Raw genomic sequence first — 20,042 nt, forward strand, 5'->3', positions numbered from 1 at the left:
AAAATCCTCACTGTTGGCGATAGATGGCATGCCCGTTTTTATCGGTCAGGTTATACATGCAAAAAGGGATCAGCTGGCCCTGCGGGTTAACAACATGAATGCAGCAGTCCTTAACCCGATTAAGATCGAGATTCCAGACATCCTGAAAAGCCATCGCTGACAGGCTGAACGAATGGCGGTTAATCTGCTCGAGAATCGCATCCCAGCCATCTTTTGCTGGTACTGCAATGCTTTTTTTAATGCCATCGTCCTGTGGTTCTGACCCGGCGCCGGACCACTTCCGAACCACATGGGCTTTTGCCTTTCGGGCACCCTCTTCGGCTTTTTCTCCCCCACAGCATTTTGCGCCACCGCCCTGGGCGATCAGCTCCCCGTTTTCCGAAACCGTATAATTCCCATGAAACGAACACCGGGCATTTTCGCAGCCGGGCGGACTGAAACTGTCTTTACGGATCCGCCGCTGGGTTTGGACTTCGATTTTATCGATCAAGTCGCCTAGAGTCAATCTTTTCTGTTCATCCGGCAGGTTTGGAATCCGACCAAAATAACTGGCGGGCTGCATATGCACGCCTTTAACCGTTGGCGCCCATTCCAATCCAAAATTGATAATGTTCCCGAGATCGGAATCGTTGACTTCCCTAACCAGGGTCGGCACCAACACGACTCCAATATTATATCGCTGACAATTTTTTATTGCCTTGATCTTGGTTGCCAATAATGGTTTGCCTCGGAGTTTTTTATAAATCTCATCATTGGTGCCATCAAATTGCAGAAACACCGAGTTGAGTCCGGCATTTTTTAAGGCACTGACATACGCTTCATCCTCACCCATGCGGATGCCATTGGTATTGATTTGAATAAAGGAAAAGCCGAGCTCATGACCAATTCTGATAATCTCTGGCAGGTCATCTCTTAACGTGGGCTCGCCGCCGGAGAGCTGGATATTGCAATTGCCCGAGGTGTCCATCGCACTCTGATACATCCGTCTGATCGTTTCAAGATCAAGATCCGCCTCGGTATTGCCATTGGCGTCGGCAAAACAAAAGGAACAATTGAGATTACAGCGCTGGGTGACCTCAATCAGCGCCGTGCAGGTATGCTGGCGATGCTCAGCACAGAGGCCGCAATCAAAAGGACAGCCTTTTTCGACCGCCGTATTTGGTTTTTTGATGGTAGCCGGGATTTTATTCCGTACCCATTTTGCCATTGGGATACTACCCCGCCACAGCAGAGCTTTGAAGCGACCATGTTCCGGACAGGATTTTTCCATCCAGGTTTCGGCGTTTTCAGACCAGATAAGTGCATTTATTTTTTTTAGACAGACCGGGCAAAGACTTTCAGTCGTTGAGATGATTCGCTTCATGTTTTACCTATTGCTCTCTGTTTCCGAAGCTATAACCGTTTTCCTGCAAAATTTCAACCACCTTTTCAAAGCTTTCCAGCAGCGTATCGCCACATTTCACCGGATAAGCCTGGTTGTTTTCATCGGTAAAGCGATAAACACCGATCAGATCGAGACATTCGGTGCTTTCAAAGCGCTCTTCAAACCAGTCCATGTAGGCTTTAACCATTGTGCCAAAATTATCCTGGGTATATTCCCGGGCTTTGCCCTTACCGGCATACAAGCCAATCACACCAATGCCGCCGGTTAAAACGCCACAGGTTTTCTGATTGCCGCCAATGCCATTACACAAACCATTCATCACCCGGATCAGGTCGTCATTTTCAAGTTCTTCCACATCCAGCGCCAGCTTCATCATAATCTGACTGCAACAATAACCTTCCGTCCCCAGTCGATACAGTTCAAATTTCAATTCATCCATTTTTACTCCACCTTTCTTGCGATCATCATAAAGTAACCCGGTTTGCACATTTTTAGGGCGTCCTGGAATCCGGCCGCACAGGCCCCACCGGTTTTTAGCCAGAATTCCTGCATCGAACCGAATTCAAAAATCGTTTTAACCAGCAGCTGCTTGAGCAATTCACTGTGGTCTTCCAGCAAGATAATCTCAAAACCGGCACGTGTAACATCGGTCCGCAATTGCTTTAAATCGTATAATCCCCGCATGCAGCTGGTAAACTGGTGGGTTTTGATCACTTCGAGCGCTTCCGGATTTCTGGCATAGACATCGGTAATGAAAAACATCCCCTGTGTTTTCATCACCCGGTAAACCTCCTGAAGCGTTGCATTCAGATCCGTCATCAACGACAGTGTACACTCGGATAACACCCCATGGAAGGTCTCATCCTGGCAGGGAATCGCTTCACCACTGCCGACCAAAAATTCTTTATCCGGATTGTTTTTCCGGGCCAACGTAAGCAGTTTTTGTGAGGGATCAAGCCCCACCACGCTCAACCCATAGTTCTGATCCAGATAACGGACGGTGGCACCCGCTCCACAGCCGAGATCCAGCAATAAATCGTCCACATTCCAACGGCAGTTGGCCACGCCCCTGTCGGTTAGAGCAAAGCCCCCCGGCCGCAGCGTTCCACCCAAAAGTGCCGACATTTCCGGGCTTTCATAGGCACAGTTCCCCGACACCTACTTATCCTCCAGCCCTTCTTCGACTTCCTTCATTTTCCCCAGCGCCAGCGCTTCATCAATGAATACCTGGTGACAGCTGGGACATTTTGGCAGATCCACTTCAAAGTTTCCTTCCATATATTTTACCTTGACCTTGGTTAATTCCAGTTCCTGCTGGCATTTATCACAACGCCATGTTGTTTGATCGTTACTCTCATGTTTCATCTTATTCCTCCACTATTTCCATGCGATGACTGTAGACGCTTTTTAAGATAAAGGCATTTTCTTCTTTTTCGTATTTCACCCAAAAGGTAACGTTGTCACGCCGCAGTCTGGCCAGATATTCTCCGGTTTCGGGATTACAGAAACGTTCGTTATTTTCTTCGGCATTTTTAAGCACCGCCTGGATATCTTCCATTAAAATATAGCGGTCTTCGATTTTCTGCTTAACATCATCGGGGATAATCAGCTTAAATTGATCTTCTCTCATGGTTTCCTCGGTTTCCTCTCGCCAGATTTCTTTTAACAGGATTTGCTTAACCCGACTGCGGTTGTGATGGCGTTCTGACAGGGTTGGCATCTTGCGGGTAGCCGCTTGACCATCATCTTTGGGATAGATCAGATCCAGCAAATGGTAGGTGCGTTTGCCGCCGGATACAAATAGATCCTTGCACATGGCACAGTAAACCAGCAGATCATTCTGACTTTCGCCGATGCGTTCAGAAACAAAAGCGTTGGATTGTTCCCGGTTGGCGTAATAAACCAGTCCGCCGTAGCCGCAGCATTTTGTTTTTTCTTTGGTGTATTCCAATTCTTCAATGCCATAACCGAGTTTGGCAACAATTTTTCGGACACTCTCATGGAGGTCACTGTTTTCCCGGGTTCCACAGGCATCATGAATACTGAGTGTCTGGGGTGTTTTTATGTGATCTTTATTGGGCAAACCTTCTCTGACATAAATATCCCAGAGTGATTCCAACTTAATTTCCGGCAAATATTTTTCAAAAATCCGCATACAGCTGGAACAGGCCAGAATAAAGGTGGGGTGTTCCATTTCTGCCCAAACCTTTTTGATGGCTTGGATATTTTCGTTCATCAGGTCTTTTTGTCCGCCCCAATCAGCCGGTGCCCCGCAACAACCCAGATAAATCCCCACATCTCCTTTAACATGGCCGACCAGATACTCATAAATGCTTTTGATATCATCGGGATAGGATGCTGGCAACTGACAGCCGGGATAGAAGAGATATGCGGTTTTTCCGGTGCCCTTGTATAAGCCTTTGACATAATCTGAAAAAGAAATCAGCGGATAATAAAACAGATCTTTGGATTCCTCTTTGCTGGGTTGTTTGCGCACCAGCGAAAACCGGGAACTGTTGGAAAAAGCCATATCTTTTAAGGCAAAGTCGTGGGCCGAGGCTGGCATTTTACCACGTTCCACCATACTTTCACGGGTTTCATGGATAACATCGTTCATGCTGATATCGAGAAAACATTCTTCCTTACAGAGGCCGCATTCAGCGCAGGAATTAATCATCTTATTGGCATAGTGCGTGCCTAAAATAATCCGTTCGCTGTGATTGATCTGACGGATATAGGCATCCGGGGACATTTCGAATTTCCGCAGGTGGACACAGCCCTCAATGCATTTGCGACACTGACATTTGACGCAGCGTTTGGCCTCGGCCATGGCTTCATCCTGGCTATAAATGGCGGCTGATTTTAAAATCGAAGCTAACGGTTCTTTGCCGCTGATATCAAAGTGCAACGGTGTTTCAAAAGCCCCTTCTCGTTCCCGGGAATCCGTCAGGGATACCTTTGACAAAAAGCGTTCGATGGAAATAGCCGCCCGCCGTCCGGAGCTGGCTGAAAAAATCACCGAATCGCTTTGATTAACGAGACTCCCGCCGACAAACAGAGCCGACTCATTCGCCTGGAAGGTGAGCGGATTCCATTTAATTTCTTCTTCCCAGGCCGCGGTTCCCAGATAAACCGCATCATAGGTAGCCAGCAATTCACTTAATTTATTTTTATCGACGGTTGTTTCAAAGTGAATGGGCATTTTTTTATCGGCAACAGCCTTTAATTCCTGCAGCAGTACTTCTTCGGTCAGGGAGTCGCCCACAAAATCCCACAGCCGTCCCCCTAATCGATTGGTTTTTTCATAGATTGTTACGACACAACCCTTTTTGTCCAGATCCACAGCGGCGGTTAAACCACTTAATCCCCCACCAATGACGGCCACCGTGCCTTTATTTTTTGGCAGCGGCCAAACTTTTTTGGTTTATAAGCACCATACTCCAGTACCGCTTTTTCAAGATCAGAGATCCGGATCGAACCGCCAGCTTTACTCCGTTCACAGGGCGCTTCACAGGGATGATCGCAGATTCGCCCAAGAATTTTGTGAAAGGGCATTTTCTTTTCCATCAGTTTATAGGCATTCTGGAAATTTCCTTGTTCTATTTCTGCTAAAAAATCAATAATTTCCAGATGAACCGGACAATTTGCCGTACAGGTTGGGGGTTCCTTGTGAATACACCGATCTCCAGTTGCTAATAATTTATCCAAATTCATAGTTGCTCTCCTAACTCTCTTCAATACAATCGCTCAACCACAGACAAATAAACATCAGTCACTTTGATGTCTGTTCCTATGAATAATTGGTGACACAATTCATTCATAGAAACAAACACCGAAGTCTATTTTAACATATTTTTAAATATAAAATAGGAATTGAAAGCTTAGAAGCTTTCAATTCCTGAGATTGTCGATAACTACCGTACCGATCAATTGTTAATCTGTTGTTCGCTGCGCCATGCGAAATTCGCTTTGCTCCTTTCGCATTGGTCGTGGGCAGTCGCCAACTACAAGCAAGCTTGTGATTGGCTCGTTGCCTGCGCGAAAATCAGACAGGCTACGCCGTGTCCGCTCCGACGCGTACAACATGATGTAACAATTGTCGGTCCTAGTTTATCTTTTTTGACAGTCCGATAGACTTGGCTTGCTTATTTTAAGGCTTCTAAACCTTCAAGTACTTTTTCTGGATAAGCTGGTAAATGTTTGATACGAACGCCACAGGCATTGAAAATCGCATTAGCGATGGAAGCATGTGGTGCTGACAATGGCATTTCACCAGAACCTGCAGCGCCATATGGTCCTAATGGTCGTGGTGTTTCCTGATGAATCAGAACGATTTCGTCGGGAACATCCTTGACTTGCGGAATACCACAACCGGTTAAGGTTGTGTGTTTTTTCAGATCTTCAAAGTCTTCGCTTAAAGCTAAACCGATCCCCTGGGTTAAACCGCCCCATAACTGTCCTTCAAGAACTGTTTTATTAGTAATGGTTCCACAGTCAGATACCAGCGTTAATTTATCCACATGGGTTTTACCGGTGGTGGTATCAACCGATACTTCTGACAATAATACCCCATACATATAAACTGGGAATGGATTTCCCTGGCTGGTTTCAACTGATGGTGCTGTACATGGTGCGGTCCAAACGCCTTCATAACGTAATGGCAAGCCTTCGGCGACCATTTCATCATAGGTTCTATAAGTACCATCGACCTTTTTCATAGCGGCCAGTAAGTTTTCACAACCGACTTTGATGGCATTACCAGTCATAACATTGGAACGACTTCCGCCAGCTGGTCCACTGTTTGGTGTCAGCTTCATGTTATTCATAACCAGTTTGATTTGTTCTGGTTTGATTCCTAACGGTCTTAATGTTTCGTGAGCAAAGGTCAATGTACCCATATCAGCACCCTGGCCATGGTCTTCCCATGAATCGCCGACAATAACACCGTCTTTGGTTAATTCAATCCACATTTCTGAGGAGTCTGGGCCGTCAAGACCACAACCGTAAATATTTAATGAGATCCCAACACCATGTTTAATGTCTCCGCCTTCAGCATTTAATGCTTCTGCTTTGGCTTTTGCTGCCTGATAAATTGGTCGGATGGTGTCAATTGCCTGTGGTAAAGCAATAACATCTGGTTCACAACCATTTGGTGTTGTGTCGCCTTCTCGGTAGACATTCTTATAACGGAGTTCCAGTGGATCTTCGCCCATTTGATATGCCAGCATATCAATCAGAGTTTCAGAAGCAAATAAACTCTGTGGTGAGCCGTAGCCTCTAAAAGCGGAACCCCAGGCATGGTTGGTGGCAACAGTTCGGCCTTCACCACGGATATTAGGAATATTGTAACCAGCACCAATAAACTGCGAACCACGGGTGGTTACCAGATCGCCAAATTCACAGTAGGGACCATGATCGACAGACCAATCAGTTTCCATTGCTTTTAAGATACCATTTTCGTCGGCACCCATTTTTACATTCATAAAGAATGGTGAACGTTTTCCGGTGTAGGTGATTTGTTGGTACATATTAAATTCCAGGTATACCGGTCGTTTGGTAACCAGAGCGGCTACACCCAATAAACCTTCGATGGTGGGGCTGAATTTATAACCAAATGTTCCCCCTGTCGGGTTCTGAACGATGAAGTATTTAGTCGGATCAACGCCAATGGCTTCAGCAGTCATTAACTGGTGAAAGTGGAGAGCGATACTCTTAGAATGAACCATCAGGTTATCTTCTTCATCAAAGTAGGCAAATCCGACGTCTGGCTCGAGTGGTAAATGGGGTTGACGGCCAACATAGAAGTCATCTTCAATAACATTTGGTAGTTTTTCCATTAATGGAGCTGTTTCATCACCCTTGACAACATTAGTTGTAAAATAAATGTTTGGTGTACCCGGATGAATTTCAATGGCATCTTCAGCCATAGCAGCGGGTGCACTCATGTAAGGCAGTAATTCTTCAATTTCGACCACTACTTTGGCGGCTGCTGCTTCAGCCTGTTCGGGTGTATCGGCCAATACCATAGCAATGGCATCGCCAAACTGGAAGATTTTCTTGTCATTTAAGATTGGTCGTTCCAGCCCATCGCCTAAGTTCTGTGGGAAGGCCAAACCGTTAATGCGGTTGGTTCCGGGCACATCTTTAGCGGTGATAACTTTGAAGACACCTTCCATTTTTTCTGCTTCTGAGGTATCAACAGAAATAATGTTAGCATGGGAAACCTGAGCCTGAACCAATTTGATGTGTAAGGTGTTTTCAGGCAGTTTTAAGCCTAAATCGGCACCAAAGTCCCAGGTACCGGTAACTTTTGCCAGTGCTGAAGGACGAGCCATGGTTGAACCCATGATGGAAGCACCTTCTTTTAACTGGAACCACAGATCTTCTTTGGTGATTTCACCACGCATCAATTTAGCAGCATCCATAACCGCATCAACGATGGGGATATAGCCGGTACAACGACAAACATTTCGATGTTTCTGGAACCACGCTCTGACTTCTTCTCGGGTTGGGCTGGCGTTTTCTTCTAATAACGCTTTAGCTGACACGATAAAGCCAGGTGTACAGAAACCACACTGAGCCGCGCCATTAACCATCCATGCCAACTGCAATGGATGCAGGTTATCGTGGGTTCCAACGCCTTCGATGGTGATGATTTCAGACTCATCGTCAACTTTTTTCATCTTGGTTACGCAAGACCTTACCACCTTGCCATTTAAAATAACTGAACAGGCACCGCATTCCGCTTTGCCGCAGCCAACCTTTGTTCCGGTTAAGCCCTGTTGTTTTCTGATTAAATTTGCCAGGGTTGTTTCCGGATCAACAATGACCGTCCTTTGAATCCCGTTAATGAACAATGTCTTTTTTTCCACGTGAAATCCTCCTTAAATTATAAAAACTAAACCTATATATGGATGCTAAAATCAGCCCTTACCAAATCCACAATTGGGATAATGACAGTCCGGACAAGTGGAACATAATCCGCCGTGTCCCAATTTTGATATGTCTTTGGGGGTTAATTTTTCGCCGACCATCAACTTTGGTACCACCAAATCAAAAACCGTACGGTGGCTGTACATAATGCAACCGGGTAAACCTAAAACCGGAATCTCTCCCAGATATGAAAGTAAGAACATCGCACCCGGTAAGGTCGGGGCCCCATAGGAGACAAATTCGGCTCCGGTTTTTCTAATTCCATCCGGGGTGACGTCATCCGGGTCCACCGACATACCGCCCGTTACGGTAACAATATCAGCTCCTTCTTCGATTAATCCCAGAATACACTGGGCAATCATGTCCGAATCGTCCCTGGAAAAAACCTGTTTAAAAACTTCCGAATCAAGTTTTGCAAATTTTTCTCTGATCACATCGCCAAACTTGTCTTCAATCCGGCCATAAAAAATCTCATTGCCGGTGGTAACCACCCCGACCTTGAATTTTTTTAGTGGCAGCACTTCGACAATCGGTTTACTTTTTGCACACAATTCTTCCATTTTGATCAATTTTTCATTTTCAATCGATAGCGGGATGATCCGGGTCGATCCGACCAGTGTCCCTTTGGTTACCATGGTATCGGTATGCAGGGTGGCCATCATCATTTCACCCAATTCGTTGATTTCCTGAAGAACAGGTACATTAATTTTAAGCAAACCGGATTGCGTCGCCGTCATTGTTACTTTTCCTTCAGAAGTCCCGACATATTCAACGCCGATTCCTGCTGCCGCTTTCCCAAGTCGCAATGCCGCATCATCTTCGTGGATGGTTCCATCATTGAATTCAATAATGGCAATGTGTTCTTTTCCCATGTTCAACAATCGGGGAATGTCTTCTTCCTGCACAATATGCCCCTTCTTGAATGCTGCTCCTTTAAACTCCCCAGGGATGATCTGGGTCATATCATGTGCCAGGAACATACCCACTGATTCACGAACAGGTACTACCTTCATATTGTTTCCTCCATTAGCTTGGTCTGTATCATTTTCACTGAGTTACTTATGATGGTTGTAATATATAGCAATAAACGTGCCAAAATAAAAAAAGCCTGTTTTAAGGGCTTTTTAGAATACGATCTCGATGAATAGTATTTTTTTTGAGCATTAATCATTTTATTAACGTTCATTTTTTATACGCATGTTCGCATTTTAATCATTTTATATCAATTTTTCATCGTTTTACCTAACACAGTCAGGCAATTCTCATTTATAAGTGTTCAATTTTCAACGAATGCTTACTCCTGCCAATCAGATTTTAACTTATTTCATCCATTTCTCACGGTATGTTCACTTAAAAAACACCTAAGGCAATTATCCTTAATGAAATAAGTATGATTTGGCAGGGTCTATCCGATTCTAGCTATTGATAATGGAGGAATATTATGAAAAATACAACAATCAGGGTACTATCGGCACTCACCGTGATGTCAATGGCCTTTTCAGGTAGCGTTTTTGCGGCATCCGACCAAACAACTGATACCAATACCTCAACGCTGACTACGGTCGCTTCAAATATGGGCGTGGCCTATCGTGGCCATATTCAAAATACCGGTGACTACCCCCTGGACAACGCCTGGATTCAGGGCCCTACCGAATTGGGAACCGAAGGTCAAGGGCTGCGTCTGGAGGGTTTCTGGATTGAATTAACCGGAACTGTTCCAGAAAATGCCCACATTCAGTATCAGGTTCATGTTCAAAATGAAGGCTGGATGGACTGGGTTTCTGACGGTGCGTTTGCCGGAACTAGAGATAAGAGCCAACGCATCGAAGCGATCCGAATTCGCCTGGTGGATGATGACGGCAATGCCTTATCCGGTTATTCGGTTCAGTATCGCGGTCATATCCAGGATCAGGGCGACACCGAATGGGTTGCTGACGGTGCCGAATTGGGAACGACCGGTTTGAGTCGACGGCTGGAAGCCCTGGAAGTACAGATTATCCAAACTAATGCAGACAACAGTGATTCGAACAACGCTGATTCTGATGACGAAAGCAGCAATGACAATGCGACTGTCGAACCGACCAGCCCCGGATCGGCCATTGTCTCCCCAACTTCAACCATTGTCATCGATAAAGAATTCTCAAATCGTGAGCAAAACGCCAGTTATGACGAAAGTTTGGCTACCCACGCAGTTTTTAACGGCACTGACATCGAGCTAACTGGTGCCGGTGCCACGGCTGAAAATGGGATTCTCACAATCACCGCCGAAGGCACCTACGTCGTGAGCGGAAATCTTACCGAAGGCCAGATTCGGGTCGAAACGACCGATACCGAAAAGGTTCAACTGGTCTTAAACGGCGTCACCATCCACAACAGCAACAGTGCCCCGATTTATTTAAAGAGTGCCGACAAGGTCTTTATCACCCTGGCTGAGGGTACCACCAATACCCTGACAGATGGCAGCGACTATATCCAGACCGATGACAACACCGTTGATGCGGTTATATTCAGCAAAGCCGATTTAGCAATTAATGGAACCGGTACCTTGAACATTACTGCCAATTATAAACATGGGATTGTCTCCAAGGATGATCTGATCATAACCGGCGGTACCTTTAATATTTCCTCGGTAAAAGCTGCATTAAACGGTAAGGATGCCTTAAAAATAAAAGATGGCGTCTTTAACATCTCATCCTCAGATGGCAAAGGCCTCACCTCAAAACACGACAGTGACACCACCAAAGGTTATGTCTATATTGCCGGTGGTACCTTTAAGATCAGCAACTGCACCGAAGGGATCGAAGGCACTGCCATTGTCATTGAGGGCGGCGACATCGACGTTACCGCCACTGACGACGGTTTAAACGCTGCTAGCGAAACATCCACCGATAATGCAACGACCGAAACAACCGAAACCGCACAGATACCCGGTGGTGGTCAAACACCTGGCGGCGGTGGAATGATGGCCGCAGATACCAATGCCTATATCGCCATTGCTGGCGGCACCATCAAACTCAATACGACGGGTGATGGCATTGACTCCAACGGAAACCTTTACGTGTCCGGCGGCACCATCTTTGTCAGCGGCCCCACCAGCGACGGTGAAGGCGCTTTGGATTACGACGGCACAGCTAATGTCAGCGGCGGCACCATCGTGATTGCCGGTAGCTCAGGGATGGCCCAGAGCTTTTCGAACACCTCTACCCAAGCGTCAATTCTTTATAATCTCACCGCAAAAGCCGCAGCCGGTACAGAGGTCAGTTTAAAAGATTCCAGTGGCAAGGTGCTGGTTTCTTACACTCCCGAAAAATCCTATCAGTCGGTAGTGATCAGCACCCCTGAGATGAGTGTCGGATCAACCTACACCTTGACTGCCGGTGGCCAAACCGTTTCGATCGAGCAAACCGCCATGGTTACCAGTAATGGCAATACCAACACCGGAGGTCCCGGCGGTACACGACCAGACGGCGGAAACAGACCCGATCCGGGAACCACACCGATGACACCGCCAACAGAGACAGCCGTTTAAACTTTCTGCTTAATTTATCCCTAAAAAGATGCCAGTTTCCTGGTATCTTTTTTTATTCTAATCTAATAATAATACATGGTACTCACAACAAACGCCATAATCGCTCCCATTACAATGCTAATAAGAATTGCTGCACCAACTGCAATGGCCATCATCACCAGATACGCCCGGGCAAAATTCTTTTTGTTGGGGCCCGTTTCACTGCCAAACCCCCAAATAAAAAGCATCACAATCCCGGCAATGGGAATCGCCGTAATCAAAAACATGATTAAATACTGCCCCATTGTAATCAGATCTGTTGCCTCATTTTTCTGTACTGATGGTGTCGGTGCACTGGCTCTGGTCGGTTGCGGCAGATTGCGTACTACTGACGCTTTGGGATGAAGCCGATTTTCCTAACTGCTTTGCCCCGCAATGGGTACAAAACGCCGCATCATCAGGAATTTGTTTGCCACAGTTTTCGCAAAACATTGTCATACCTCCTTAGTTTTTGGTTTCCGTTTTATCGTCTTCAGCTTTAGCCTGAGCTGGCTGTGAAGCTTTTTTACCTTTAATTTTCTTTCTGATTCTCCAGAATATAAAGAACCCTAATCCGGCAATGGCAGCAAATGGTATCAGTCTAAATATTAATACGATTAGAAACGCCACAATGTAGAGAATCAAATTGATTGACGTCACAAACCCTTCACCAATTTTTGTAAATATTTCTGAAAATGGCGAATTAACCGAAGTAGCGGACAATCGCTTTTCATACAACGAAATATATATCGTGGAATAGGCCATTTCGGTATCCCAGTTTTTAATGGTCGTCGTCAGACTGTCAATTTCTGTTCGAACCCGGTTTAATTCACTTTCGATAGCCAGCATATCAGTGACATTTGTTGCCTGTTTTAAATATTCCAACAACCGGCCCTCTTCAATTTTCAGGTTGTTCAGCTGCGCCTGGACATCTGCATACTGCTGCGAGATATTGGTGCTGCTGACATTGGCACTGATGGGACTGCCCCAGGTCTGGATCTGGGTCATGGCTTCGGAAAATTTCGACGATGGTACCCGGATGGTCAAAAAGCCTGAGTTATTCTGGACACCAGCCTGTTCTGAAGCGTAATTTGATCCGGAATCCTGGACGAATCCGCCAAGTTCCACAGCATAACTGCTGATTTTTTCAAAGGTATCTTGATAATTATCTGTATTCAAGCTGATGTTTCCTGAATAAATAATTTTGGATGTATCAAAAGGGGTACTGGCATTAGCGGTTGCCTCCGGAAGTGGCACCGCATCAGCTGTTTCACCAGTCACCTGATCCGAAACCATGGATTCATCAGATCCGGCTTTACTATTGTCCTGATTTGCTCCACTAAAACATCCCCCGGCGACAACCATTACCAGACAGGATAAAATAACAACCATACCCCAAAACCAGTTTTTCTTTGCTTTTAATAACCTGGGGATTACTCCCCTAAAATCAGCTGATGATTCTTTTTTAGCCGCCAGCCGTTGAGTCGTTTTTTTCTGATCCATGAACCCACCTCCTAAATATTTTTTTAGATCAATATCCTTTTTTATTTTTTACCCTTGTTTTTATTGAAAATGCATCAAAATATTTTTTTATCTTTTACAGTCAATTGTCCGATCTTTTCCGCTTTTCTGCTAATCGAGTCCAGGATTATCATAAGGACTTTTTTTCTGATCGCCCTGCTTTTCCCTTCGCTCTTTTTCAATTTTGCGATTCATGATTTTTGCCATTAACCGATAAACCAATCCCGGCATTTTTAACTGGGCTTCGTGATAGAGTGCCGCTGGCGAATTCTCCTGCTTTGCCACATTTTCCAGAAAACGGCCAAACATTTTTTCAGCCCTTTTTCCATTCAAGAGCTTGCTTAAAGACTGGCCATTAAGCATCGCTCCCATTCCAATTACAAATCCACCCTTATAACGGAGACCATTCTCCCTGGCAAACAGTTCCAACATTTTTAACCCCGATTCATGCGTATGAACATAAGGCATCCCACCCTGAATAACTGCATAGAGACATTGTCCATGAAGGTTATTCTGGTTTTTTTCAAGTTCTTCCAATAAGTACACCGTATCGGCTGGATAAGTATTGATGTAGCAGGGGCCGATCATAATGATTGACTCGGCCTCATTAATGGCCGCGTGTACCGGACTAAGATCCTTTAAGTTGGGATATAAATGAGTGATTTTAACCAGATAATCCCGGGATAACAAGAATTCCCTGCAATGATTGGCCAGCATCATGCTAGTCCCAACTTTTCGGGGGCTTAAATTTATTATTACTGCTTTTTTCATTTGCTTAAACCCTCCGCAACCGTTTCAAGGCAATCACTGAGATTACTGTCATCCGCCAAATACGCTCTGCCCCGGATATTCATAATCTTGATATTTTCCTCAACCAGATTTTTAAAGGCTCTTTTTTCCTCGTCGTCCCATTGCGCCTTCACACCAATGGCGACAAAGGTATGAACCCGCCCTATTTTTCCTTTGACCAGTTCGCCGTTTTTACAGTAGTAGTGACGATCACCAATGACAGCACATTTATCAAAAATTCGTTTCATTTTAAATGAATAGCTCCCCCATTTAACCGGAGTGACCATTACAAGCACATCAGTTCTCATCAATTTGGGTAAAATAATGTCGACATCATCCCGATGGATGCACTGCCCATAGGTTTTGTTGGTACAGCCACCACAACTATAACACGGATCAACGTATAAATCCGCTATGGCAATCAATTCCGTTTCAATTTTTCGCTCCCGCAACTTTTGCTCAAGCCTTTCCCCAGCTTCCTGTCTGGTGTAGTCTGATAGTATGGTAATCATATTTTCCTCTCTTCTCATTAATATCTAGCCTCTCTCTAGCTCGCTTAACATAAATAAAGCCTCTTATAAAAGGTAATATATTACATATTATTCATCTTGTCAACAGGTCCAATTGAAACCTCGCAACAAACATCAACTATTTCGACATCTTTTTCAAAAGAAAAAATCATAAAATTAATATCCATTATAATTTTTATGATTTAAATCTTAGTTGAAATATGATAGGATAGGAATAGTATCAATTATAAAAGTCAAGGAGTAAATAATGTACGAAAAAGGCATCCAGACAAGAAACCATCTTTATGAAATTTCAAAAAAATGCTTTTATGAATATGGTTATGAAAACACCAAAATTAAAGACATCGTAACGGCAGCTGATACGCCCATTGGTCTTTTTACTTATTACTTTAAAACAAAAGATAATATTGTTCACGAAATATATTCGGATTTTTATCAGCAAATTGATCAGTGTCTGGGTGCACTGTCCATTGATGGGCTGGAAAATTCAATTCTTCATCACGCTACATTGAGTTATATCTATTTTGATCTGATCCTCAACAATGAAAATAATCGTCGTTTTTACTTTGAAATTCTGAAAAAAGCATCCAACTATCGAATTGCCGGAGATTTTATCCGCAATACTTATCGCGACTATATCCAGGAATACAATTTGGTCGTCAGCGAACGCGAATTTGATAACTTCTTATTCATCGATTTTGGCGGACGCCGGGAGTATTTTCTGAATTATTTTCAAAAACCACTTAATGATTCCATCGATGAGCTGGTCTTTTTACTAAATGGCATCCTTCCCCGATTACTGGGCATTGATCAACATGCTGTTACCACCCTTCTTTATAAAGGAATTCATATTGCCAAAACCATTGATTGCCGCCAAATTCAGTTTCTTTCCAAATAAATCGTTAGTATTTAAAAGAATGTCTCACTATCCTTAAAATCAGGGTGAAACATTCTTTTTTATTCGTTCTAAGCCGTATCTCGCAGAGGGTGAGAGCCTTTTGATGGCCGTGGCATTTGCTTGTTTTGATCCTGAAACTGCGGGTATAATAGCATCATAAGTACATCGGCCAATCGCCATGCGAGTCTCTTTTAATAACTATTATTGATTGCGTTGTTAAAAATTTAAAAAAGAACAGGAGATTAAAATGATGAATGAAAAACTGTGTCAAAGCTGCGGAAAGCCCATGGGCCAAACGAATGAACTCTATGGAACTGAAAAAAACGGCACTAAAAGCTGTGACTATTGCGATGATTGTTATAAAAACGGCGAATTTACAACGAATATTTCCAAGGAACGCATGATCGAAGTGAGTATACCCTATCTTCTCAAAGAAAAGCCCGGAATTGATGAGGCTCAGGCCCGAAAAGAAATGGAAGACTTTTTCCCGACCTTAAAAAGATGGAAGACTCACTAAGTCATTTTAAACAATTTGCCAAAGAATATGATTGAATTAATTTTTTGTTGGCAATTGCGCTTGTTTTATTAATAAATTATTGTATTCTCTATTAAAATTATGCATAATAGTGATATCAATCCGTTTTTATTTTTTGACTCGGACATCGTCTCAAATCGTCAAATTTCAAAATTCATATTTTTAAAAGGAGGTCAGGGATTATGACAAATGATTTTTATCATGGAATTATCAAAAATCTGCATGTTGGTTATGCATATCATCGAATTATTTGTGATACCCAAGGAACTCCTGTGGATTACGAGTTTATCGAAGTCAATCGAGCCTTTGAAGCAGCAACCGGACTGATCGGTGCAGAAATTATCGGCAAAACCGTGACTGCTGTTATCCCTGAAATCAGGGATTCCGGGTTTGACTGGATTCGTTTTTATGGTGAGATTGCACTTAATCATACAACGGCCGAAATCGAGCAATACTCTTCGCCACTTAACCGCTGGTACCGGGTGCAAGTCTATTCTCCCGAAACGAATTACTTTATAACGTTGTTTAATGACATCACCCGAGAAAAACGGGATTTAGCTGAACGAAACCTGCTACTGACGACGCTTCATGATATTGTTTTTGAAATCAGCACGGACTACCATTTTACCAATGTGATCGTACAAGATGAAACAACCCTTTTTGTTCCCAAAAAAATATCATCGGTAGCCATATTACCAGCATTTTTTCCAAAGATTTAAGCGAAGAGATAATTGTGGTTTTTAAAGCCGCCCACACTACTGGCCAAAAACAGGAATTTGAATATAAATCTCCGGTACCTACTGATAAACGATGGTTTTTAGCCGAAATTTTTTATATCAACGATGACGAGTCCCCCCGATTTGTGGTCAGCATTCATGATATCAGCCGACGCAAGCGGATGGAAAAATCGCTGTTTATCGAAAAAGAGCGTTTACAAACCACCCTGTTATCCATCGGTGATGGTGTTATTTCAACCGATTCCCGGGGCTGTATCACCCTCCTCAATAAGGTCGCCGAAAATCTGACCGGATGGAATCAACAGGAGGCCTATGGCCTCCCTTTAGACCAAGTCCTCAAGCTGGTCAACGAATATACCCGGGAAAGCTGCGAAAATCCGGCCCGTAGAGTGCTAGAAGAAGGGCTAATCATCGAACTGAACAATCACACCTTATTGCTTTCAAAGGATGGCCGGGAAATCCCCATCGAAGACAGTGCTGCGCCAATTAAAGATCAGGACGGACAAATTACTGGTGTTGTCATTGTTTTTCGAGATTTTACCGACAAAAAAGAAAAACAGGAAAAAATTGAATACCTGAGTTTTCACGACCACCTCACTGGCTTATACAATCGTCGTTATTTTGATGAAGAACTGAAACGATTAAACACCCCCAGAAACCTGCCTTTATCCCTGCTTATTTTTGACGTTAATGGGTTAAAGCTCACAAATGATGCCTTCGGACACATGGCCGGTGACCGGTTATTAAAAAAGGTTGCTCAGACCATGCAGACAATCAGCCGAAGCGATGATATCATCGCCCGGATCGGCGGCGATGAGTTTGTAATCCTGCTCCCCCAGACCGAAATCCAGGAAGCCAAGGAGCTGGCCAAGCGGATCAATACCGCACTCAGCCATGAACACCTGGAAGCAGGACAGATCTCAATTTCCAGCGGCTGGGCTGTAAAAACCACGGCAGACGAAGAAATCACCGAAGTTTTTAAGGCGACCGAAAATAAAATGTATCAGTACAAAATTTCCGAACGCAACAGCACTCGAAACGAAGCCATTCAGTTTATCATGAAAACCCTTTATGAAAAACTGCCCCGTGAACAGCAACACTCCGAACGCGTCAGTAATATCAGTAGTCTCATCGGCGCAGCCATGGGCATGAACAAAGAAGAAATCAATGAATTAAAAACCGCCGGAGCCTTGCACGATATCGGAAAAATTGCCATTGGCAATGAAATTCTTGATAAAACAGGTGAGCTCAGTGATTTTGAGTGGCTGGAAATCCGCCGCCACCCGGAAATCAGTTTCAGTATTTTAAGCTCTCTCAACGACTATGCTCCATTAGCTAATATCATTCTTGTTCACCACGAACGGTATGATGGTACCGGCTATCCCAAAGGCTTAAGCGCAGAACAGATACCTTTGCCAGCACGTATTATTGCCATTGCTGACGCCTTTGACGCCATGACCTATGGCCGACCTTACAAGGAACCCCTAACGACGGAAGCTGCAATTCGCGAAATAGTTGCCGGTAAATCCACCCAGTTCGATCCCGCGATAGCCGATATTTTTTTAAGCGTCTTGGCTGAAAATAATTATTGCCTATAAAAAACCGGCCATCCATAAAAGATGCCCGGTTTTTTTACTTATTCCAGTGCCGTAAATTTCAAATCATCAATGAGTTTTTCATGCCAGTTTAAAACCATCTCATAATAGCTTCTTCCAAACTGAAGACTGGCATATTCAAAAGGATCCATCCCATCACTGATCGTCCGTTCAATTTCTGACAACTTTTCGATAGCATCCTGTACCGTCCCTCTAAAAAGTTCGATATTGAGGATTGCATCATTTTTTTTCAAATGCTTATAAAAAAATAATTTTGCCAGAAACTCAAGGTTAAAGGGAGAAAACGTACATGGGGTTTGCAACCATTCCAAAAACCTTTTCTGACCTCCTGGTGTAATCCGATATAATTTTTTAAACCGGTTACCTTCAACAATTTCAGTAAACGTAATCAATCCCAGCTTTTCCAGCCTTTTTAACATTGGATAGATACTGCCAAAACTGGCATCGATAAAATTTGAGGTACGTAGTACCATCATTTGTTTAATATCATACCCGGTCATATCCCGATCCAATAAAAACCCCAGAATTGCAAATTCTAACATGACGACCTTCTTTCAGCACTGTTTTTCTTTTCCAACTTTATTCACCCAATCATGATCCCGATTCAAACAACAATTTACAATTTGTTATGTCATTTGTTTCCATCATAAACTATCGCAATTAGCCTGTCAAGTTTAGGTTCTTCTTGCTGATTAAGGTTATTATTCCTTATTGTGACATTTTGAAGTCGTAAACGGGGATATTGTTGAGGAAATAATACAATACCTGATTATCAAGTTGACTTCGCCCCTGATGACTGAGATAATCAATGGCTTCCCGGGCGCTTTTCGCTTTTTTATAAATCCGATTCGTAGTCATCGCATCATAAACATCAGCTACAGCAACTATTTTGGGCAATAGACCCACGTAATCATCCGTTGCACAAAGCGGATAACCTTTCGCATCAATCCGTTCATGATGAAAAAGAACTGCCCGTTTAACCTCGAGATTAAACGCACTAAACTCATTGAGAAGTGAATATCCGTAAAGGGGGTGAAGCTGAATAATTTCATATTCCTCTCGGGTTAAAACTCCAGATTTATTTAAAATTTCCTCCGGAATATAGATCTTCCCAATATCGTGTAGGAAACCCGCCTGGGTTGCATTGATGATATCCTGCTCATCCAGATCCATCCACATGGCGATAAACATGGAGTAAAAAGCTGTATTAACACTATGGGTAAAGGTATATTCATCCATTTTTTTGATCTGATCCAGGGCTTTCAGAATAATCGGGTTACCTTCGATACTTTCGTACATATGCGCCAGAAACTGAGTGACGTGAGTGTAGGTGTATTCTTCTTGAAACAAGACATTACTCAGGTTATTTTTTAATTCCACCAGCATATCCCGGTTGAGTTGCTCCGTCATGTTTTCGTCAAGATCACACAGATAATGAGACAATGAATTACCAATTTTTTCCCGCTTATGATTGCGATGTGTGCTTTGAACAGCGGGCTGTTCAAACCGTGTATAATTATTAATGTGATCTTCTAAAATTCCCATTTTTCAC

General features: G+C 43.7%; 20 protein-coding genes. 5 read left to right on the forward strand and 15 right to left on the reverse strand.

Annotated elements, in window-relative coordinates; all coding sequences use genetic code 11:
- Positions 1 to 7: 7 nt before the first annotated feature.
- The 8 genes from trsS to CHL1_RS11695 form a co-directional block, all read right to left on the reverse strand.
- Positions 8 to 1,363 (reverse strand): radical SAM (seleno)protein TrsS, encoded by a 1,356-nt coding sequence (gene trsS / locus CHL1_RS11660; protein ID WP_250933037.1) that lies wholly within the window; start codon positions 1,361 to 1,363, stop codon positions 8 to 10.
- A gap of 7 nt (positions 1,364 to 1,370) precedes the next feature.
- Complete coding sequence (locus tag CHL1_RS11665) at positions 1,371 to 1,823, reverse strand: DVU_1555 family C-GCAxxG-C-C protein (RefSeq protein ID WP_250933038.1); 453 nt, start codon at positions 1,821 to 1,823, stop codon at positions 1,371 to 1,373.
- A 2-nt stretch (positions 1,824 to 1,825) separates the two neighbouring features.
- Complete coding sequence (gene trsM / locus CHL1_RS11670) at positions 1,826 to 2,542, reverse strand: DVU_1556 family methyltransferase (RefSeq protein ID WP_250933039.1); 717 nt, start codon at positions 2,540 to 2,542, stop codon at positions 1,826 to 1,828.
- Entirely contained in the window at positions 2,543 to 2,749 is a 207-nt protein-coding gene (locus CHL1_RS11675) for a DVU_1557 family redox protein (RefSeq protein ID WP_250933040.1), read from the reverse strand.
- 1 nt (position 2,750) lies between these two features.
- Positions 2,751 to 4,769 (reverse strand): pyridine nucleotide-disulfide oxidoreductase/dicluster-binding protein, encoded by a 2,019-nt coding sequence (locus tag CHL1_RS11680; protein ID WP_250933041.1) that lies wholly within the window; start codon positions 4,767 to 4,769, stop codon positions 2,751 to 2,753.
- A complete protein-coding gene (locus CHL1_RS11685) occupies positions 4,745 to 5,098 on the reverse strand; it encodes a hypothetical protein (RefSeq protein ID WP_250933042.1) in 354 nt (117 codons plus the stop codon). Before CHL1_RS11685 ends, CHL1_RS11680 begins: the two co-directional genes overlap by 25 nt.
- A 431-nt stretch (positions 5,099 to 5,529) precedes the next feature.
- On the reverse strand, positions 5,530 to 8,256 hold the full coding sequence (locus CHL1_RS11690; RefSeq protein ID WP_250933043.1) for a molybdopterin-dependent aldehyde oxidoreductase: 2,727 nt from the start codon (positions 8,254 to 8,256) through the stop codon (positions 5,530 to 5,532).
- A 51-nt stretch (positions 8,257 to 8,307) separates the two neighbouring features.
- Positions 8,308 to 9,330 carry a molybdopterin-binding protein gene (locus CHL1_RS11695; RefSeq protein WP_250933044.1) on the reverse strand — a complete coding sequence of 341 codons (1,023 nt, stop codon included), beginning with the start codon at positions 9,328 to 9,330 and terminating at the stop codon, positions 8,308 to 8,310.
- A gap of 428 nt (positions 9,331 to 9,758) precedes the next feature.
- Here CHL1_RS11695 and CHL1_RS11700 point away from each other — a divergent pair, with 428 nt between their 5' ends.
- A complete protein-coding gene (locus CHL1_RS11700; protein WP_250933045.1) occupies positions 9,759 to 11,846 on the forward strand; it encodes a carbohydrate-binding domain-containing protein in 2,088 nt (695 codons plus the stop codon).
- A gap of 62 nt (positions 11,847 to 11,908) precedes the next feature.
- Here the strand turns inward: CHL1_RS11700 and CHL1_RS11705 are convergent, their stop codons facing one another.
- The 5 genes from CHL1_RS11705 to CHL1_RS11725 form a co-directional block, all read right to left on the reverse strand.
- Positions 11,909 to 12,130, reverse strand: coding sequence for a hypothetical protein (locus tag CHL1_RS11705; RefSeq protein ID WP_070372370.1), 222 nt, complete (start codon positions 12,128 to 12,130; stop codon positions 11,909 to 11,911).
- Between the two features lie 19 nt (positions 12,131 to 12,149).
- Positions 12,150 to 12,317: a zinc-ribbon domain-containing protein gene (locus CHL1_RS11710; protein WP_250933047.1), complete on the reverse strand. Its 168-nt coding sequence runs from the start codon at positions 12,315 to 12,317 to the stop codon at positions 12,150 to 12,152.
- Positions 12,318 to 12,329: 12 nt separating this feature from the next.
- On the reverse strand, positions 12,330 to 13,367 hold the full coding sequence (locus CHL1_RS11715; RefSeq protein WP_070372332.1) for a DUF4349 domain-containing protein: 1,038 nt from the start codon (positions 13,365 to 13,367) through the stop codon (positions 12,330 to 12,332).
- A 129-nt stretch (positions 13,368 to 13,496) separates the two neighbouring features.
- Positions 13,497 to 14,156 carry a hypothetical protein gene (locus tag CHL1_RS11720; protein ID WP_250933048.1) on the reverse strand — a complete coding sequence of 220 codons (660 nt, stop codon included), beginning with the start codon at positions 14,154 to 14,156 and terminating at the stop codon, positions 13,497 to 13,499.
- A complete protein-coding gene (locus CHL1_RS11725) occupies positions 14,153 to 14,686 on the reverse strand; it encodes a flavodoxin family protein (protein WP_070372334.1) in 534 nt (177 codons plus the stop codon). The genes CHL1_RS11720 and CHL1_RS11725 overlap by 4 nt, the downstream gene beginning before the upstream one ends.
- A 265-nt stretch (positions 14,687 to 14,951) precedes the next feature.
- On the opposite strand from CHL1_RS11725, the gene CHL1_RS11730 reads away from it, so the two are divergent.
- The 4 genes from CHL1_RS11730 (at position 14,952) to CHL1_RS11745 (ending at position 18,472) form a co-directional block, all read left to right on the forward strand.
- Positions 14,952 to 15,602: a TetR/AcrR family transcriptional regulator gene (locus CHL1_RS11730; RefSeq protein ID WP_250933049.1), complete on the forward strand. Its 651-nt coding sequence runs from the start codon at positions 14,952 to 14,954 to the stop codon at positions 15,600 to 15,602.
- A gap of 247 nt (positions 15,603 to 15,849) precedes the next feature.
- Complete coding sequence (locus tag CHL1_RS11735) at positions 15,850 to 16,119, forward strand: zinc ribbon domain-containing protein (RefSeq protein WP_242871631.1); 270 nt, start codon at positions 15,850 to 15,852, stop codon at positions 16,117 to 16,119.
- Positions 16,120 to 16,319: 200 nt separating this feature from the next.
- Positions 16,320 to 16,856: a PAS domain-containing protein gene (locus CHL1_RS11740; RefSeq protein ID WP_250933050.1), complete on the forward strand. Its 537-nt coding sequence runs from the start codon at positions 16,320 to 16,322 to the stop codon at positions 16,854 to 16,856.
- A gap of 14 nt (positions 16,857 to 16,870) precedes the next feature.
- Positions 16,871 to 18,472, forward strand: a complete 1,602-nt coding sequence (locus CHL1_RS11745; RefSeq protein WP_250933051.1) for an HD domain-containing phosphohydrolase — start codon at positions 16,871 to 16,873, stop codon at positions 18,470 to 18,472.
- A gap of 38 nt (positions 18,473 to 18,510) precedes the next feature.
- On the opposite strand, the gene CHL1_RS11750 is transcribed toward CHL1_RS11745, so the two are convergent.
- Together CHL1_RS11750 and CHL1_RS11755 are read right to left on the reverse strand one after the other, a co-directional pair.
- The gene (locus CHL1_RS11750) at positions 18,511 to 19,032 is read right to left on the reverse strand and encodes a PadR family transcriptional regulator (protein ID WP_070372336.1); all 522 of its coding nucleotides are present in this window, start codon (positions 19,030 to 19,032) and stop codon (positions 18,511 to 18,513) included.
- Between the two features lie 166 nt (positions 19,033 to 19,198).
- Positions 19,199 to 20,035, reverse strand: coding sequence for an HD-GYP domain-containing protein (locus CHL1_RS11755; RefSeq protein ID WP_228883067.1), 837 nt, complete (start codon positions 20,033 to 20,035; stop codon positions 19,199 to 19,201).
- Positions 20,036 to 20,042 lie beyond the last annotated feature (7 nt).

The organism is Acetobacterium wieringae (assembly GCF_023700225.1).
Lineage (GTDB): Bacteria > Bacillota > Clostridia > Eubacteriales > Eubacteriaceae > Acetobacterium > Acetobacterium wieringae.

Bases quoted from the DNA above. Each gene is read 5' to 3' on its own strand.
- trsS (WP_250933037.1), bottom strand. From the start codon at position 1,363: ATGAAGCGAATCATCTCAACGACTGAAAGTCTTTGCCCGGTCTGTCTA.
- CHL1_RS11665 (WP_250933038.1), bottom strand. From the start codon at position 1,823: ATGGATGAATTGAAATTTGAACTGTATCGACTGGGGACGGAAGGTTAT.
- CHL1_RS11675 (WP_250933040.1), bottom strand. From the start codon at position 2,749: ATGAAACATGAGAGTAACGATCAAACAACATGGCGTTGTGATAAATGC.
- CHL1_RS11685 (WP_250933042.1), bottom strand. From the start codon at position 5,098: ATGAATTTGGATAAATTATTAGCAACTGGAGATCGGTGTATTCACAAG.
- CHL1_RS11695 (WP_250933044.1), bottom strand. From the start codon at position 9,330: ATGAAGGTAGTACCTGTTCGTGAATCAGTGGGTATGTTCCTGGCACAT.
- CHL1_RS11700 (WP_250933045.1), top strand. From the start codon at position 9,759: ATGAAAAATACAACAATCAGGGTACTATCGGCACTCACCGTGATGTCA.
- CHL1_RS11705 (WP_070372370.1), bottom strand. From the start codon at position 12,130: ATGGGGCAGTATTTAATCATGTTTTTGATTACGGCGATTCCCATTGCC.
- CHL1_RS11710 (WP_250933047.1), bottom strand. From the start codon at position 12,317: ATGTTTTGCGAAAACTGTGGCAAACAAATTCCTGATGATGCGGCGTTT.
- CHL1_RS11715 (WP_070372332.1), bottom strand. From the start codon at position 13,367: ATGGATCAGAAAAAAACGACTCAACGGCTGGCGGCTAAAAAAGAATCA.
- CHL1_RS11720 (WP_250933048.1), bottom strand. From the start codon at position 14,156: ATGAAAAAAGCAGTAATAATAAATTTAAGCCCCCGAAAAGTTGGGACT.
- CHL1_RS11725 (WP_070372334.1), bottom strand. From the start codon at position 14,686: ATGATTACCATACTATCAGACTACACCAGACAGGAAGCTGGGGAAAGG.
- CHL1_RS11730 (WP_250933049.1), top strand. From the start codon at position 14,952: ATGTACGAAAAAGGCATCCAGACAAGAAACCATCTTTATGAAATTTCA.
- CHL1_RS11735 (WP_242871631.1), top strand. From the start codon at position 15,850: ATGATGAATGAAAAACTGTGTCAAAGCTGCGGAAAGCCCATGGGCCAA.
- CHL1_RS11740 (WP_250933050.1), top strand. From the start codon at position 16,320: ATGACAAATGATTTTTATCATGGAATTATCAAAAATCTGCATGTTGGT.
- CHL1_RS11750 (WP_070372336.1), bottom strand. From the start codon at position 19,032: ATGTTAGAATTTGCAATTCTGGGGTTTTTATTGGATCGGGATATGACC.
- CHL1_RS11755 (WP_228883067.1), bottom strand. From the start codon at position 20,035: ATGGGAATTTTAGAAGATCACATTAATAATTATACACGGTTTGAACAG.